Annotated in this window: 15 protein-coding genes; 5 read left to right on the top strand and 10 right to left on the bottom strand. The window is 65.3% G+C overall.

The genetic code is table 11. The features are described from left to right. Window position 1: 1 nt before the first annotated feature. Window positions 2–901: an NAD(+) diphosphatase gene (gene nudC, locus ACWF6P_RS25280; protein ID WP_007731249.1), complete on the bottom strand. Its 900-nt coding sequence runs from the start codon at window positions 899–901 to the stop codon at window positions 2–4. Between the two features lie 38 nt (window positions 902–939). Beyond that, window positions 940–2,007 carry a potassium channel family protein gene (locus ACWF6P_RS25275; protein ID WP_378449194.1) on the bottom strand — a complete coding sequence of 356 codons (1,068 nt, stop codon included), beginning with the start codon at window positions 2,005–2,007 and terminating at the stop codon, window positions 940–942. A gap of 156 nt (window positions 2,008–2,163) precedes the next feature. On the opposite strand from ACWF6P_RS25275, the gene ACWF6P_RS25270 reads away from it, so the two are divergent. Continuing rightward, entirely contained in the window at window positions 2,164–2,565 is a 402-nt protein-coding gene (locus ACWF6P_RS25270) for a DoxX family protein (protein WP_378449195.1), read from the top strand. Here ACWF6P_RS25270 and ACWF6P_RS25265 read toward each other — a convergent pair. Beyond that, the gene (locus tag ACWF6P_RS25265) at window positions 2,562–5,954 is read right to left on the bottom strand and encodes an ATP-dependent helicase (RefSeq protein ID WP_452622926.1); all 3,393 of its coding nucleotides are present in this window, start codon (window positions 5,952–5,954) and stop codon (window positions 2,562–2,564) included. The two genes, ACWF6P_RS25270 and ACWF6P_RS25265, sit on opposite strands and share 4 nt — an antisense overlap. Next, window positions 5,955–9,332 carry an ATP-dependent helicase gene (locus ACWF6P_RS25260; protein ID WP_452622925.1) on the bottom strand — a complete coding sequence of 1,126 codons (3,378 nt, stop codon included), beginning with the start codon at window positions 9,330–9,332 and terminating at the stop codon, window positions 5,955–5,957. It lies immediately after the preceding gene. Between the two features lie 52 nt (window positions 9,333–9,384). On the opposite strand from ACWF6P_RS25260, the gene ACWF6P_RS25255 reads away from it, so the two are divergent. The 3 genes from ACWF6P_RS25255 to ACWF6P_RS25245 are packed head-to-tail and all read left to right on the top strand — an operon-like array spanning window position 9,385 to window position 12,276. Next, the gene (locus ACWF6P_RS25255; RefSeq protein ID WP_378449198.1) at window positions 9,385–10,173 is read left to right on the top strand and encodes an alpha/beta hydrolase; all 789 of its coding nucleotides are present in this window, start codon (window positions 9,385–9,387) and stop codon (window positions 10,171–10,173) included. 10 nt (window positions 10,174–10,183) lie between these two features. Beyond that, window positions 10,184–10,480, top strand: a complete 297-nt coding sequence (locus ACWF6P_RS25250) for an MGMT family protein (protein WP_003942322.1) — start codon at window positions 10,184–10,186, stop codon at window positions 10,478–10,480. Between the two features lie 50 nt (window positions 10,481–10,530). Then, window positions 10,531–12,276, top strand: coding sequence for an NTP transferase domain-containing protein (locus ACWF6P_RS25245; RefSeq protein ID WP_452622924.1), 1,746 nt, complete (start codon window positions 10,531–10,533; stop codon window positions 12,274–12,276). Window positions 12,277–12,295: 19 nt separating this feature from the next. Here the strand turns inward: ACWF6P_RS25245 and ACWF6P_RS25240 are convergent, their stop codons facing one another. Both ACWF6P_RS25240 and ACWF6P_RS25235 read right to left on the bottom strand, forming a co-directional pair. Further along, entirely contained in the window at window positions 12,296–12,694 is a 399-nt protein-coding gene (locus ACWF6P_RS25240) for a hypothetical protein (RefSeq protein WP_378534013.1), read from the bottom strand. Next, window positions 12,691–13,269 carry a hypothetical protein gene (locus tag ACWF6P_RS25235; protein WP_452622923.1) on the bottom strand — a complete coding sequence of 193 codons (579 nt, stop codon included), beginning with the start codon at window positions 13,267–13,269 and terminating at the stop codon, window positions 12,691–12,693. Before ACWF6P_RS25235 ends, ACWF6P_RS25240 begins: the two co-directional genes overlap by 4 nt. A gap of 77 nt (window positions 13,270–13,346) precedes the next feature. On the opposite strand from ACWF6P_RS25235, the gene ACWF6P_RS25230 reads away from it, so the two are divergent. Next, window positions 13,347–14,114, top strand: coding sequence for an 8-oxoguanine DNA glycosylase OGG fold protein (locus ACWF6P_RS25230; RefSeq protein WP_378449202.1), 768 nt, complete (start codon window positions 13,347–13,349; stop codon window positions 14,112–14,114). 35 nt (window positions 14,115–14,149) lie between these two features. On the opposite strand, the gene ACWF6P_RS25225 is transcribed toward ACWF6P_RS25230, so the two are convergent. The 4 genes from ACWF6P_RS25225 to nirD are packed head-to-tail and all read right to left on the bottom strand — an operon-like array spanning window position 14,150 to window position 17,048. Then, the gene (locus ACWF6P_RS25225; protein ID WP_452622922.1) at window positions 14,150–14,797 is read right to left on the bottom strand and encodes a maleylpyruvate isomerase family mycothiol-dependent enzyme; all 648 of its coding nucleotides are present in this window, start codon (window positions 14,795–14,797) and stop codon (window positions 14,150–14,152) included. Then, window positions 14,742–15,491, bottom strand: a complete 750-nt coding sequence (locus tag ACWF6P_RS25220; RefSeq protein WP_452622991.1) for a sirohydrochlorin chelatase — start codon at window positions 15,489–15,491, stop codon at window positions 14,742–14,744. The genes ACWF6P_RS25225 and ACWF6P_RS25220 overlap by 56 nt, the downstream gene beginning before the upstream one ends. Then, window positions 15,478–16,638, bottom strand: a complete 1,161-nt coding sequence (locus ACWF6P_RS25215; protein ID WP_378544857.1) for a uroporphyrinogen-III synthase — start codon at window positions 16,636–16,638, stop codon at window positions 15,478–15,480. The genes ACWF6P_RS25220 and ACWF6P_RS25215 overlap by 14 nt, the downstream gene beginning before the upstream one ends. Continuing rightward, entirely contained in the window at window positions 16,635–17,048 is a 414-nt protein-coding gene (gene nirD / locus ACWF6P_RS25210; RefSeq protein WP_230812643.1) for a nitrite reductase small subunit NirD, read from the bottom strand. Before nirD ends, ACWF6P_RS25215 begins: the two co-directional genes overlap by 4 nt. Window positions 17,049–17,089: the final 41 nt, after the last annotated feature.

Raw genomic sequence — 17,089 nt, 5'->3', positions numbered from 1 at the left:
CTTATTTGACCCAGCTCTCGAGCATTCCGCGAGCGATGGAGATCGATCCGGGCAGCAGCAGTGGCGCGTCCGCTTCCGAACCCCAGTCGCCGAGTTCGAGAGCGGCGCGCACCTCGTCCTTGGTGAACCAGGTGCCCTCGGCGATCTCGCCGTCTGCGAACAGCAGCGGAGCGGCGGGATCGCCGATTGCGGCAAAACCCAACATCACCGAGCGCGGGAACGGCCAGGGCTGGCTGCCGAGGTATCGGACGCTGTGCACGTCGATACCGACTTCTTCCTTGATCTCGCGGACAACACACGTTTCGAGCGACTCCCCGGCCTCGACGAATCCCGCGAGAATCGAGAAACGCCGCTGCGGCCAGGTCGGCTGACGCGCGAGCAGAACTCGATCGCCGCCGTCGTGCACCAGGCAGATGACCGCCGGATCGGTTCGGGGAAACTCCTCGTGGCCCGTTGACGTGGAAATGCGAGACCAGCCGGACATGGTGGGCTCACTCGGTGCGCCGTCGATAGCGCTGAATCCGGCACTGTCGTGCCAGTTGAGAATCGCGACGGCACCGGTCAACAGGCCGGCGTCCGCGTCGTCGAGTGTTCCGCCGAGCATCCGCAATTCGGACAACGTGCCCGCCAGCAGCGACACCCGCACTGCCCACACGTGGCGATTCTCGCGAATTCCCAGGAACACCGCACCGCGCACCGGTTCGGGTCCCAACTCGGTTGCCTCGGCGAAGACCAATTGACCTTCCGGCGACACCTTGACCTGCCCCCGTGAATTCACCCGTAGAAGCAGCGCATCCGCCCAGCCCGTGGTCAGTGCAGCGGCGTCCGACCGCAATTCCTCGGCGCGGCCGACGCTCGAACGTGAGAGCAGAGGTGTTTCGGTCAGCTGGAAGTCGTTCACGCTCACGACATTACTGCGCGCACGAAGCTCGGTAGCACTCAGTTCGTGACGCGGCGGATGTACAGCAGGCGATCGTTCTCCTCGACGGCGTCCACCTCGGGCGAACCGACGCGAACCAGACGACCGTCGCGAACGACTCCGAGCACGATGTCGGAGAGATGACGCGGAGAGCCACCGACCTCGTCACGCTCGACAGCACGCTCGGCGATCGCGAATCCGGCTTCCGGAGTCAGCAGGTCTTCGATCATCTCCACGACGGTCGGCGTCGTGGTCGCGATGCCGAGGAGTCGGCCGGCCGTCTCCGACGAGACGACCACCGAGTCTGCGCCGGACTGACGCAGGAGATGCGCATTGTCGGCTTCACGGATGGCTGCGGCGATCTTGGCCTTCGGCGCAATTTCCCGAGCTGTCAGCGTCACGAGCACTGCGGTGTCGTCGCGGTTGGTTGCCACGATGATCGACGACGCATTCTGCGCGCCCGCCAACCGGAGTACATCCGATTTCGTAGCCGAACCGAATACCGTCACCAACCCCTTGCTGGCAGCGGAATCCAGCACGGCCTGATCGGTGTCGACGACCACGATCTCCGAGGCCGGCACACCGTCCCCGAGCATGGCTTCGATTGCCGTGCGTCCCTTGGTTCCGTATCCGACGACGACGGTGTGATTACGCACGTGCTGCCTCCAACGCTGAATTTTGAACGCCTGACGCGAACTCTCGGTCAGAGCTGAAAGTGTGGTGCCGACCAACACGATCAAGAAGAAGATTCGAAGTGGCGTGATCAACAGGACGTTGACCAGGCGCGCGGACGGCGTGAACGGGGTGATGTCGCCGTAGCCGGTGGTCGAGAGCGAAACCGTCGCATAGTAGATGCAGTCGAGCAGGGAAAGTTCGTTGTCCTGAGCGTCACGGTAGCCCGCACGATCGATGTACACGATCAACACGGCGGCGCCGAGAGCACCCAATGCGATGAGAACTCGCTTGTAGATCGCCCGAGCTGGACTGGTCTGCAGCTGGGGAATTCGCAGCACCCCGACAAGGGCGAAGTCAGGTTGATCGGTCAATGCTTCCGACCTGGTCAAACGCGCCCGGAGCTTACCGGCCATACATCGACTCTCTCACTCGAACTTACGAAATACCTACACGGACATCGGCAGGCAGCGTAACCCTCGAAGATCGACTTCGGAACTCGGGCGCCGAATAGCGGACCGGTAGTGGTGCCGTTACTGGCAAGAAGGTCCACCGTGAGGCAGGCTGGGCAAATGCCTTTCACCAGTTCGACGTCCACTCCCAGCCAAGCAGCCGCTCTTCGTTTGTCGGCCATCCTTCTCGGCGCCGGGACCATGCATTTTGTTGCGCCCTCCTTCTTCGACAGCACCGTTCCCCGCCAGCTTCCCGGTCAGGCGCGCACCTACACGCAGGTGTCGGGCGTCGCGGAATTGGCGATCGGCGCGGCCTTGGCCGTGCCGAAGACTCGCAAGCTCGGTGCGGGCCTTGCCGCCGCGCTCTTTGTTGCCGTCTTCCCCGCCAACATTCAGATGGCGATCGACTGGTGCCGAAGCCCGAAGACGTCCACACCGCAGAAGATCGGTTCGATCGCACGTCTCCCCCTGCAGGTTCCGCTGGTGACCGAAGCGCTCAAGGCTCGTCGAAACGCCGGCTAGTCCTGCGCGCCTGCCGTTCGGATGAGGTGCGCGAGAGCCTCACCGTCCGGCAGGTTCTCGGGGGCGATGGTGCGACCCGATCGCACGTAGTGAAACGCCGCGCGCACCTTGTCTGCCGGGAACTGTTCGTTGCGCCCCGCCGAACGAGCTCTGGCAGACATCAATTCGGCCCAGGCCACTCGATACGCGGCCAACTGCATTACAACCGCGTCCTCGTTGGCGGCCGAAGGTTCGGCACCGGTCTTCCAGTCGATCACCGTCCAACCGCCGTCCGGGTCGGCGAACACGGCATCGATCCGGCCCCGCAGAACCGTTCCCGCGATAGAAGTCTCGAAGGGAACCTCCACTTCGATCGGGCTGCGATTGGCCCACGGGGACCGCAGGAATGCATCTTGAAGTTTCACCAGATCGGTCTCGGGGCCCGCGCCGGTATCCGCGGCGCCGGGTAGTTCGTCGAGATCCAACAGCCGGGTCGCACCGAACCTTCGCTCGATCCAGGCGTGAAAAGCCGTGCCTCGCCGAGCGAGCGGATTCGGTGGGTACGGCAGTGGTCTACGCAGACGTGCCGCGAGTTCGTCCGGGTCGGCTTTGAGGTCGACGAGCTGAGTCACCGAAAGCTGGGCGGGGAGAATCACTTCGGCACGCGCTTTTGCCCGGGCTTCGCGCTCGGCCAAGAGAACGTCGACATCCGATGCCCAGTTTTCCGGATCGTCCTCCGGTTCTTCCGTCTCTTCGCTGTCTTTCGGCAGCGAAGCGAGAGCGGACAGGACGCTCGCGGCTCCCGCCTCGACGGCACCGCGGCGCGCACCCAGCGGATCGGGTGGCCACTGCGCCGTCCGGGGCGTGGAGGCCAACGGGTTCTCGGTGTCGGGTTCCGGTGCCGGCGCCCATTCCTCCACAACGCCGATCGCACCGAGTGAACCGTCTTCACCGCCGTCGTTTTCGGCAGTGACCATCTGATGCAGCTCGTCCAGGAACTCCGAAGGCCCCTTCGGTTCCGAACCGGATTCCGCCCAATGATGAGCCGAGATGAACAGTGCCCGTTCGGTTCTGGTCAACGCGACGTAGAACAATCGACGGTCCTCGTCCAGTCGACGGTTGGACAGTGCCTTCTTGTGAGCCGTTATCGCGTTCTCGAGGTCCTTGCGGTTGTACAACTCCTCGAGGTCGAGCACTGGCACGCCGTCCGCCGAATCCGCGTCGACCGCCCGGTCACCGCGCAACGACGGTGGCAGTTCGGCGAGCGCACCGAGCCAGGACCCGGACGCGGTGGACGAGGGGAACACCCCGTCGCTGACATGCGGGATCGCGACCACTTCCCATTCCAGCCCCTTCGCCGAGTGCACGGTCAAGATCTGCACGCGATCCGGCGCCACCTCCACCTCGCCGGGGGTGAGGCCCTTCTCGATCTGTTCGGCGGCCGCGAAGAATGCGAGCATCCCGGTCAGATTGGCCGTCGGACGCGTCGCGTAATTGGCGACGACGTCGGCAAACGCGTCGAGATGCTCACGGCCTGCGGTGCCGACGACACCGACTCGGGTCCGCGCTCCCGCCTCGATTCCGATACCGAGCACCCGCTCGACCTCCGCCACCAATTCGGTGAGCGGTTGGCCGATGCGTTCGCGCAACGACGCCAACTCTGCTGCTATCGCGTTGATGCGTGTGTACCCGAGGGCTGAATAGCGTTCCGCCGGACCCGGATCGGAGATCGAGTCGACCAAACCTGCTTGCTCGGCGTTCTCCCCCGGCAATGCATCGTGGACCGCCGAGGTGAGCGCCTCGGCGTCGGTGACCGCACCTGCCGTTCCGTATCCCGCGGAGATGGCGAGCTCGCGGGAGCGTTGCGAGAGTGCGGCGAGGTCCTTCGCCCCGATTTGCCATCTCGCTCCCGTGAGTAGCCGAACCGCTGCGCTGCCCGCCAGTGGATCGGCGACCACTCGGAGCATGGCGATCACGTCCGCCACCTCAGGTGTGTGCAGAAGCCCACCGAGGCCGACCACTTCGACCGGCAGACCTTTGGACCGCAGAGCTTCGGCCAGCGGGGCAGCGTCCGCGTTTCGGCGGATCAACACTGCTGCCGTGGGCGTCGGGCGGTCTTCGGCACGTGCCGCCTCGTATTCTTCGGCGATCTTCTCCGCCACCCACTGACGTTCCTGTTCGACGTCACCGAGCAACGCCAGTCGAACATCTCCGGCGACGGCTCCTGGCCGCGCACGAAGAGTGCTGACGGCCACGCCGCGTCGACGCAACGGCGCCGAAGACAGGTTGGCCAGCTCGAGAGCCTCCGGCGGGTTGCGCCAACTGGTCAGCAGTTCGAGTGTCGGAGCCGGCTTTCCGTTGACGAGCGGGAAATCGGTTGCGAACCGTGGCAGGTTGGCCGCCGACGCGCCGCGCCAACCGTAGATCGACTGCATCGGATCGCCGACGGCCGTCAACGCCAACCGGCCGTCTGCTCCCCCGCCGAACAACGACGACAACAACACTCGCTGAGCGTGGCCGGTGTCCTGGTACTCGTCGAGAAGAACCACCCGAAAGCGCTCACGCTCGGTCTGCCCGACCTCGGGATGCTCGGAAGCGACCCGCGCCGACAGCGACATCTGACTTCCGAAGTCCAGCGCTCCTTCGCGCCGCAACGTCTCGCCAAGCCGGGCGACGAGGGGCAGAAGCTCGATGCGTTTGTGCTGCACATCAAGGTAGTTCAGCAACTCCTTACTCGGCCCACCTCGCTGTTTCGGACCGGCAGGCAGAGTGTGAATCAGCTTGTCCAACTCGGTGTGGGCCTCGAGCAGCTGCTCGGGATCGACCAGATGCTCCGCCAACTGACCGGCAAGAGCCAGAACGGTTTCGGTAATCGACCCCGGATTTTTGTCGGTGTCCAGATCGCTGTCCCAGCCGCTCACGACGCGGTGCGCAACCTGCCACAGTTCGGTCTCGGACAGCAGCGTCGCCGAGGGTTCGATGGGCAACAGCAGTCCGTGTTCGGACAGCAACCGTCCCGCGTAAGCGTGGTAGGTACTGACTTCGGGTTCCCCGGCCAGAATCCGGGAACGCACTCCGCCGGTCGGATCGAGTGCCCGCAGCACGTCCGAACCCGCCAGTCGCGCCAAGCGCTTGCGGATTCGCGACGTGAGCTGTTGCGCCGCTTTGCGCGTGAAGGTCAACCCGAGAACGGCCTCGGGATCGACGAAGCCGTTGGCCACCAGCCACACGACGCGAGCAGCCATCGTCTCGGTCTTGCCGGCACCGGCACCGGCGACCACCAATGTCGGACCGAGCGGTGCGGCGATCACTGCCGCCTGTTCCGGCGTCGGCGGGTGCTGACCGAGCGCGACCGCGAGGTCGACAGGGTCGATCTTCGGTCGGCGTGCCTTCTGCGTCGCGGCAGCCACTTAGTTACTCACCTGTCGTCCCTCGTCGTGTGCCGGGCAACTCGAACGCACCGGGCAATGTCTACATCCGTCGTTGACCCTGGCCAGGTACTCGGGTCCTTGGGTCGCTGCCGCGGCGTTGTGAATGACGTCCCGCCACATCTCGACTGCTTCGGCAGTCAACGGCGGCTGAACTCGCTGCGCCGCACCGTCTTTCTTGTTGGACTTGGCCACGAATACCAGGCGTGCGCCGCCGGGTTGTGTCGCCGGTTCGCCTGCTATCGCACCTTCGGCCGCTGCGACCTGGTACGCCGCCAACTGCGCGTGAGATTGGGCGGCCTCGTTGCTGACGGGATTTCGCGCAGTCTTGACGTCGACGACCACCGGGCGGCCTTCGGTGTCACGCTCGAGCCGGTCGATCCGGCCGCGAAGCTTGACTGCAGGCGCTCCTTCTTCGCGCGGTTCGAGGACCCCCTCGACCGCGACCTCGACGCCGACTTCGGTCAGTTCACCGCGAGTCGCGTTCATCCAGGCGGTGAACGTCGCCAGCATCTCGCGCGTTCGATTGAGTTCGCGGCGCGAGTACCACTGCGAACCCAGATCGATCGACTCCCAGGCATTTTCGAGTGCCTTCTCGACCTGGTCCGGTGGAATCCGGCCGGCCAGCGCCTGCACCAAGGTATGGACCAGGGTGCCGGCGATCGCGTGAGTGTTGTCTCCGTCACTGCCACCATGACGCTCGAACACCCATCGGAGAGGACATGTTTCGAGAAGCTCGATGGTGGACGGCGAGAGTGATACCGGTCCGTCCTCGGGTTGCCACATGGGAGCAGCGGTGCTCGGCTCGGCTGTGCCGTACCACTGATCCGGATGAGCGCCTCGTACTCCGGCAGCAGCCAGACGCGCCAACTGGTGTGCGGCACGGGAATGCTTCTCGGGGTCGAAATGCGCGATGTCGGGATCACACACCACGCTGCGAAGCTGTGCGACCAGCGCCGGCAGCGACAGAACCCGGGTATCTCCGGTCTCCGGTGCAACGACGTCGAGATCGGAAGTCGGGTCGTCCGAGTACGCGTCACCACGGATCAATTCGTCCACGAACCGCGAAGGCACCAGATCGGTGTCCCCCGAAGCCGATTCGACTGCGGTGATCAGCAGACGGCGACGAGCTCGGCTACAGGCGACCAGGAACAACCTGCGTTCTTCGGCCAGCAGGGGCGCGGTTCGCGAGAGTCGTTCAGCAGCCGAGTCACTGCCGTCGGAGACTCCGTTGACCAGGTCGATCAGTGCTTCGGTACGCAGTAGCGATCCGCGTGCCCGCAAACTCGGCCAGAGCCCCTCCTGCACACCCGCCACCGCCACGACCGCCCATTCGCGACCCGCCGCGGCGTGAGCGCTGACCACGGTGACGGCGTCCGGAGCGATGACCGATCGGCTCCGCGAGTCGGTCGGTATCTCCTGGCTGGTCAAGTAGTCGACAAAACCGGCGAGTTGCGAACGCGGCAGCCGGTCGACGTAGTTGGCGGCCGCGTCGAAGAGTGCGACGACGGCGTCCAGGTCGCGATCGGCTTGTGAGCCGATAGGACCCCCGCGCGCCGACGCAGCCGCCCAGCGCCGTTCCAGTCCCGTCGCCTGCCAGGCCGCCCAGAGAACTTCCTCGACCCCGAGACCACGTTCGAGAGGTACCCGGGCCTTGCGAAGGACCGACAGCACTCGATTCAGGGCGGCGGCCTCGACGTCCGTCAGTTTGCCCATGAGCCGCTTGGACTGCGCGCGATCCTCGTCGATCAGGATCAGCCGCAACAACTCCGAGGAGTCCCGATCACTTCCCGACGCCAACTCGACGCGGCGCAGACCACGACGCAACCGGCGCAGGGTGACCGGTTCGGCGCCGCCGATGGGGCCGGCCATCAGGGCCAGAGCGTCGTCCCCGGTGAACTGATCGCCGCCGAGCGCCCGAAGGACCAGCAACAGACCGGACACGCCGTGTTGTCTGGCGAGCGGCAATTCGGTGGCAGCAGTGGTGACGGGCACCCCCGCTGCGAGCAGGGCCCGCCGGAGAGGGGCAAGGGTGCGCGGGACCGACCGCACGACGACTGCCATGTCGGACCACGCAATCCCGTCCAGCAGATGCGCACGGCGCAAGGTATCTGCGACAACTGCCGCTTCTTTGGCCGTCGTGCCGAGAACACGCACCGACGCCCGTCCGGGGTCCTCATCGGTGAGATCGGACGGAACCGCGATGCGGTGAGCGAGGTTGCCGGGCAGCCGCGCAGCGATCTCGGCCGAGATCGACGCGACGTCGGCATTGTTTCGAAACGTGGTGGGCAGGACGATCTGGCGCTCGTCTCCGCGCTCGGCGAGTCCGAGCAGGAACGCCGAATCCGCACCGCGGAACCCGAAGACCGACTGATCCGGATCGCCGGCGATGACAGTGCCTGCGGTTCCGGTTCCGATCAGTCGAACCAGTTGCGCCGCCTGGGGATCCAGGTGCTGCGCGTCGTCGACCAGGAGGTGCCGGATACGGGCGCGCTCGGAGCGGAGCAGCTCGGGGTCGGTGGCAAACGCGGTCAGCGCGGCGCCGATCAACTCGGCCGCGTCCAGTGCCGGCGCTGTGGCCTCCGGAGCCTCGACGCCGACGCTTCCGCGCAGCAGCACACCCTGCTCGTAAGCCTCGGCGAACCGGCCGGCCGCCACCCACTCTGGTCGGCCGCGCTTCTTACCGAGCTTGACCAGATCTTCGGGACCGAGTCCGCGTTCGTTGGCACGCAGCATCAGGTCTCTGAGTTCGACGGCAAAGCCGTTCAAGCCCAGCGCGGGTCGCAGGCGCTCCGGCCACCGGAGTGCACCGTCTTCGATGTCGCCGCGCAACATCTCGCGCAGCACCGAATCCTGCTCGGCGCCGGTGATCAGGCGCGGCGGCGCGTTGCCGTGTGCTGCGGCTTGAAGCCGAAGAACGGCGAAGGCGTAGGAGTGAACGGTGCGGACCAACGGCTCACGAGTTGCCTGCGGTCCGCGTTCTTGTTCGTACCCGAGCAATCCGGCTGTGATCTGCTCACGGACCTGCGTCGCTGCCCGGCGTGACTGGGTGAGCACGAGGACCGATTCAGGATCTTCGCCACCGGAGATCTTCTGCACTGCCAGATCCACGAGAAGGGACGTCTTGCCGGTTCCTGGGCTGCCGAGCACCTGCCAGGGATTCCAGGCGGCCGCCGAGCCGAATGACGCGGAGCCGAATGACGCCGGGCCGAATGCGAGCTGAAACGGATCTTCTGACGGCGGAGCGAACAGCCGCGCCGTCCCTTCGTCCCACGTTCGGGGTATCGGAGACGGCGCAGTTCGGTGCACCAACCGCGCCCGCGGAATGGTGACCTTGCTGCGTGTTGCCGTCTCACTCACCCAGGCATTCCACCAGAGCGCACCGACAACTCATGCATCGCCCACATCCGGCATGATTGCTCGTGTGTCTGCACTCCATACGTATCTCTACGGACCCGTCGGGGCGCCGGAGATCCTTTCGCTGCACGGCCTGACCGGTCACGGCCGGCGTTGGCAGTCGATGGCCGAGAACCAACTGCCCGAAGCGCGCTGGATCTCGCCCGATCTGCGCGGTCACGGGCGCTCCACCTGGGCTCCCCCGTGGAACATCGAATCCCACGTGGCCAGCCTGCTGGAGACGCTCGACGAACATGCCACCGGACCGGTGGTGATCCTCGCGCATTCGTTCGGCGGAATGCTGGCGCTGCACCTCGCGGCCACCGCACCGGAACGCGTTCGTGGGCTCGTCCTGCTCGACCCGGCGATCGGTTTGGATCCGACTTTCATGCAGGAAGTGGCCGAGCTCACAATCGGCTCACCGGATTACACCGATGCGGCAGAGGCTTACTCCGAGAAGATTCACGGCTCGTGGGGTGAGGTTCCCACCCCGGATCTCGACATCGAGATGGCCGAGCACCTGATCCAACTGGGCAACGGGCGCGTCAATTGGCGCCTGTCCACCCCTGCGATCGTGACGGGGTGGGGTGAACTCGCTCGCCCGATCGTGCTGCCACCGTCATCGATGCCGACCGTGCTGGTTCAGGCAATGAAAGTTCAGCCTCCCTATGTCACCGACGAGTTCCGCTCAGCGCTCACCGAACGCCTCGGCGAAAATCTGACCAGTGTCGAATTCGATTGTGACCACATGGTCCCGCACGTGCGGGCCGACGAGGTGGCGACCCTCGTCCGGACAGTGCTCTGACGAGGGCCCGATGGCAGCCACCACGGAAGAGCAGATCGAAGAGGTAAGGCGACTCATCGCCTCGATTCCCGCCGGCTTCGTGGCGACGTACGGCGACATCGCCGACGCTGCAGGACTTTCCAGTGCTCGCACGGTCGGCTGGATCATGCGGACCGACTCTGCCGATCTGCCGTGGCATCGGGTTCTCGGTGCCTCCGGCAAACCGTCGGCGCACCTGGCCCATCGTCAGATCGCCAAGCTCGAACTCGAAGGCGTGCCGATCAAGGACGGTCGGATCGACCTGAAGAAAGCTCGGTATCACTTCTGATTCACGTGTCACCGGTCGTCGTGACCCGGGCGATGGGGCAGCATGGAGGTATGACCGTCACGCCGCCGACCGCCGCCGTCATTCTGGCGGGTGGTCGCGGGACCCGAATGGGTGGTGTCGACAAACCTGGCCTGCTCGTTCACGGCCGCAGGCTCCTCGACATCGCGCTTTCAGCGACGGCGCATCTGGACGCCGTCGTCGTTGTCGGTCCGCATCGACCCGAACTGGATGCGCGCATCACCCAGACCCAGGAATCTCCGATCGGCGCCGGACCCGTTGCGGCGATCTGGGCCGGATTGTCTGCGACCCGATTACCCGACGACGCCGTGGTGGTGGTCCTGGCGTCCGATCTGCCGCACATCGAGGCCGAATCGGTCGACGCGTTGATCGCTGCGACGTCGACGGACAATCCGGTGACGTGCGCGGTGGACGAGACCAACCGAGCCCAATTCCTGTTCTCCGCCTGGACTGTTCGTGAACTCCGAAAGCGCCTCGCCACTTTGCGTGAAAGCTCAGGGCTCGAGAACCAACCGATGAAAGCAATTGTCACCGAACCGTTCTCGACCCTGCGTGTGGCTGGTACCACCGACTGCGACACACCGGCGGACATCGATCGCGCGCGAAGGCATCCGCGCCTGACGATCGATCAAGCCCGCATCGCCGTCACGAACGCCTTGACACCGCTGTCCCCGCACCGGGCCGACCTCGCCGACAGTCTGGGAGCGACCCTCGCGCAGCCTCTCGTCGCCCTGGGTGATCTTCCTCGATCCGATGTCTCGGCGATGGACGGGTACGCCGTCTCCGGCGAGGGTCCGTGGCGGGTGCGTACCGAGATCCGCATCGCGGGCGCCGACGGGCAACTCGAGCTCGGCGAAGGCGAAGCGATCCGCATTGCCACGGGAGCGCACCTGCCCGCCGGTGCCACCTCGGTGGTCCGGGACGAGTATCTGTCCCTCGACGAGCCAACTCGGATACTGCGACGACTGCCGGATGCGCCGTACCGCAACGACGCTCGCCCGCAAGGGGAAGACTGGACCACCGGATTCACGATTGCCCCGACTGGCACCGCGGTGACCCCGTCGGTGATCTCGGCGGCTGCCAGCGGCGAAGTCTTCGCCGCCCTCGTCCGTGGTCCGGTCCGGGCACGCCTGATAGTCACCGGCGACGAGATCCGGCAGACAGGCCCACTGCGTGAAGGTCAGACCCGCGACTCCGTCGGTGGAATTCTTCCCTATCTGCTCGAACGCAACGGCGTACGGTGCGAGTCGAATTCGCACCTGCGCGACACGGCGGACAGTTTCGAGCGTGTGCTCGCGGATGCGACCGAACAGGACCTGATTGTTGTCATCGGTGCGACGGGTGGCGGCGCGGCCGACGAAATGCGCAGTGCACTCGATCGACTCGGCGCTCGCACGATCGTCGGCCGGGTTGCCTCGCGCCCGGGCGGATCTCAGATATCGGCGGTCCTGCCCAGCGGTCGGGTGGTTCTCGGCCTCCCCGGCAACCCCTACGCCGCGGTGACCACCCTGTTGACGATGCTGCCTACCGTCGTGGCCGCCCTGACCGGGCGCGAGACGCCGCCGCCGCTGCTCGGCATCATCGAGAACGCTGCTGCGGTGAGTTCCGATGCGGTACGCCTACTTCCGGTCACACAATCCCCCGACGGTGGCTGGCGAGCCGATCCGTCCGTGCGTACCGCGCACCTTGCAGGGTTGATCGGACGCTCGGCGTTTGCCCTCGTGCCGGCACACGCACAGAACGGCGCCGTTGCCGAATTGATCGTCCTCCCAGACTGATCGGGGCAACACCCCGCAGTCAGAACTCCTGGTAGGACGACGCCGCCGGGGCATCGCTGACCCCGAGACTGTTCCGGCGCCTACGCCGGCCGACGCCCGCCAGCACGATCACGGCGACACCCACCGCGAGTACCAGCGAATACACGCCCCACAGCACCACGAACGGAAGCAGCCAACCGGCATCGACGGTCTGACCGCGCGGCCCGACGCAATACAGGGTGAAATTGGTGGACGTACCGTCGCCGTCGGTAAAGGTATCCGAGACGACCATCGCGCTCGATGTCGGATCTTCACAGAAGATCGGCGCCAAGTGAGCCACCTGCCCGGGCCAGATCACCGAAGACAACAGTGCGGCAAAGATTCCCACGACCACGATCACCACCACCGAGATGACCAGCGGAACGATACGGCGGCTCACAGCGGCTGCACCAGAAAGGGAGTTCCGTCCGGGTCGAAGACCACCAGCACCTGAGAGCGTGGGGATTCCACCATCACGGAGGCGTGTATCGCCTCGGTGCGACCGACCGAGATCCCGGTGACTTCACCCTCGTCGATGCCGCTGCTCGCCAGCGCGTCGTCGACCAACTTCTCGACGTTCGCCAATGCCGGCACTTGATCCAACGTGAACGATCGTGCATCAAGATTTTCGGTGACGCTCACTTGCACAGGGCTCGGCTCGCCGAGAATGACGCCGTCGAAAGAGAACCGGTCGAGCTGCGACGGCTTCCCCGGGTCTCGAACGGTGACGCCGAGCGTCTCGATCGGACTGATGTCGACGCTGGTCACGGACACCGCGTCGACGCCGTATCGCTCTGCGAGGCTGTCGAACCCGTTCCGCACCAGATCCGACGTCATTCCACCGCCACGTTCACGCATCCGATCTTCGAAATCCATCCGGTCGACGGCACCGATGCATCCGCTCAGACTCGAGGCCGTCAGGGCGAGGGCCGCAATCCACAGCACCGGCCGCACCCGCGAGGACGCCAATTTCATGAGCGGAGCGTACCGCGAGTGTCCGGTTCGATCAGGTCGACGGGGTTTCTGTCGGCGACTCGTGGGATCATCGCGCCATGAATCGTGTCGACGAAGGATTCGAACCGCCGGACGCATTGGTCGAGTGGTGCCGCTCCCGCACCTTTCCACTGCACGTCCTCGACGACGAAGCGACCGTCGACCTGGACTGGTGGAACGCGCACCTCGAGGATGCCGGCCACACGATCAGCCTGCGCGGGCGCGATCTGGACGGCAAGGTGATCACCGAAGGCCGAGCCATCGTTCAACGCAACGACCTTCGCCCGTCGAGCGATCTCGTCGTCGCCCAGCACGACGGACTCGGACTGCTGTTCCTCTGCGCAGCCTGGCAGGGCTCGCACGAGAGCAGACGGTTCACGCGGCGGTTCCCCAACGTCTTCAACCCGCATCACCGCGAGGACGAGGATCCGCTGACCCAGATCACAGCCATTCTCGATCACTGTTCGAAACACAAGTCCATGCCCGTCGTTCGGCGTGACACCTGGTCGGGTTGGCCACTCACCCCCGGCGTCGGGGTATCGCTCATAGCCGCATTCATGTGGGCGGTGGGCGTACAAGACGAAGGCCGACGCGCTCAGATGATCGACCAGTACGGCGTCTCGACGCTCATCCACGAGGGCTGGCTCGAGGATCCTTCCGTCACCGGATTCACGACGCGCCGCTACCGCCGGTACTGCGAACTGCTCGACAGTTGGGCCTATGCCGCCGGCACCCAACCCGAGATCGTCGAGATGTGGTTGGTGAAGCGGTGGAGTGCGCGACTGGCCCAAGCGCGCAACGACGTCAGCGCCCCCACCCTCTTCTAACTCTCAGAACGGCTGTATCTCAGAACGGCTGTGTCTCAGAACGGCCAGGCAGGCAGGGTAGGCAGCCCCACTCTCGTCGGCCTCCCGACCAACCACGCCAAGGTCTCCGCGTCGGACAGTGACGGCACTCGTACACCCGGAACAGCCGACTCGAGTGCGCCCAACTGACTGGCGAGCGTGAATTCCACGAACGCGGCCGGCCAATCGTGGCAGGTGTAACCGATGTCGAGGTCGAGCAAGTGAATCTCGATCTCGTTCCAGCGCAGGATCGGAAGATCGAAAGCAGTGACAGGTTTGCGCCACGGAACCGGCGTGTCCAGTCGATCTGTCGGGAGGTCAGCCAATGCGTCGACCAGTCTCGTCCCCGAGAAGCGATAGTCGAGCGCCAACAACTCGGCCGGGCGATCGGCACCTTCGTCGATTGCGGCGTTGCGCGCGTCCGGTCCCCCGGGGTACATCTCGCCCGACTCGCCACTGTGCACTCCGGCTACGAATCTGCCCAGCGCGTCGCCGTTGCGCGAGAGGTGTGTGACGACGTGCCCCCGACTCCAGCCGGGTAGCCCGGACGGCTCACGCGCCTGTTTTTCGGTCAGTTCACCGATGAGAGCTTGTGCCTTGACGTCGGATTCACGAACCGCTGCGACCAGGTCGGCATACGTCGGTGTTACGGAGTGAGACGTCATGCAGCGATACTAGTTCCCCTCGCGCACTCTCATACCGATTCACGACAAGGTCCACCACTCCTTGGTCGACACCGAGTGGTTCGGTGACACCGTCGGCTCCCGCAGCGTGCAACCTTTCGTGAAAAAGTCCGTGCGCGAGGAGGTACGAGGCGACAAAAACTCGCTTCGCGCCGCGAACGCGTGCTGCTGCAACAACATCGGCTACCTTCGGCTCTCCGGTCGCGATGTACCCGATATCCACGCGATTTCCCGCCACTTCGGCGAGCATCAGTGCAGCGCGTCCGACGTCTCGCAACGCGCGGGCATCGGAGGACCCGGCAGCAGCAAGCACTATCGCGTCACCCGGATTCCACCCCGCTTCGGCCAATCGTCCAAGCAGTACCCGCGCCAGGGCCGGATCGGGTCCGAGAGCAGGCGTCACAGTCACGGCCGCGTGCTCACTGATCGCAACTTCGCGTCGAACGTCGGTGTGGACGTGATAGCCCGACGCCAGGAAAGCGGGAACGAGAATCGCTCGGCCCGGAGTGTCCCGGAGAACTTCCGAAGGAGACGGACCGAGCACATCGACGAAGGCAACGCGAGTACGCCCGACGCGCTTGCCGACGGCTTCGGCAAGTGCGGCAACCATTTCCACGCCGCGTGCACTACGCGTGCCGTGAGCTACCAGTACGAGTGCGTCGTCATCGCGTTGCATAGTCACCTGAATTCTGTACGTAGTCGCCGGGGTCGAGGGCAAGTCGGTAGCCTCGTTTGACCACGGTCTGAACGGCTTTCGGTGCGCCGAGGCACGCGCGCAATCGGGCGACGGCGGTCTCGACGGCGTGGGTGTCGCCGCCGCCACCGGGAAGTGAAGCGAGGAGCTCGTCGCGGGAGACGACTCGGCCGGGACTGGCCCCGAGCGTGCGGATCAATGACATTGCCGCCGGCGGCAACTGCTTCACTTCACCGTCTACGACGACGCATCCTCCACGGATACTGATTTCATGTTCACCGGCTTGAATCTTGTTGGCTCGCTGCGGGAGTTCGTCGACGATATGACGCGCGAGCGCCCCGAGACGCGCTCGCGCCGGAGCCGTGGTCGGCACGTTCAATGCCTCGAGCGGCGCTGACGTCACCGGGCCGACGCACATTGCCGCCACCGGACCTCGCATCGCGTCGAGGATGTCGCCGAGGTCGCCGGTCTTGTCGGCTCGCATCAACATCGAGGCTACGGCCGGTGCACTGGTGAAACTGACGGCGTCGATTCCGGCTGAAGCGATGGCGTCGATCATCCGGTCGAGCAGCGTCGGATCCTCCGGCGGTTCCCATCGGTAGACCGGCACCGCTATGACCTCCGCACCCGCCTCGCGCAACACCTGACAGAAATCCGGAATCGGCTCCCATTCGGTGGTTGCACCGTGCAGCTGTACGGCGATTCTCTTGCCCGAGACACCTTCTGCAAGAAGATGTTCGAGCACTTCGGCGGACGACTCGGACGCCGGCGACCATTCTTCACGCAGGTCGGCTGCACGGATTGCGCCTTTGGCTTTGGGGCCGCGAGCAAGCAGACGAGCCGAGCCCAAAGCGGATCCGAGATTTTCGGCTTCGCCCCATCCGTCGGCGGCTTCCAGCCAGCCACGGAACCCGATGCCAGTGGTGGCGACGACCACCTCGGGAGGATCCGAGATGATCTGTTGTGTCACCCTTTCGAGCTCACGGTCGTCGGCCAACGGAATGATTCGAATCGCCGGAGCGTGAACGACATCGGCTCCCCGACGAGTCAGCAACGTCGCGAACTCCTCGGCGCGGCGCGAAGCGGTGATACCTACCGTGAATCCAGCCAACGGCATGTCGTCACTCACGAGACTGCATCGGGGACAGTCGAGCGAACGCCCTGCATTTGTAGGCTGTGTACCTGAACCACACCGGCCCAGACGCGGACCCCGTATACCGGCAGCGCGACTGACGAGTCGTCCAGCGCCCGGCCGTCGACCAGCGAGAACGCCTGCTTGAGCAGTGGCGAGACCACGATCGGTTCACCGTCCCGGTCGCCGACGAGTCCGCGCGACATCACTGCGGCGCGGCCGTACGGATCGAAGTTGCTGACAGCCCGGAGTGTGCCGTCCTCGAGCAGAAACAGCGCCACCTGCTCGCCGCCGCGAAGAAGTACGGCGACCCCACGTCCAGGGATGAGATGGCTCAGCGGGCAGGCCGACGTCCATTCGAGTCGATCCGAATCCAGCTTGGCGATCTGCGCATCGATGACACTCATCGAAGTCCTCCTGTCGATCCGGCGACAACGTCGCGCGGGTT

Source organism: Rhodococcus sp. NPDC055024 (genome assembly GCF_053608585.1).
Note: the sequence above shows the minus strand (reverse complement) of the source record. Positions and strands in the feature narration are given on the sequence as shown.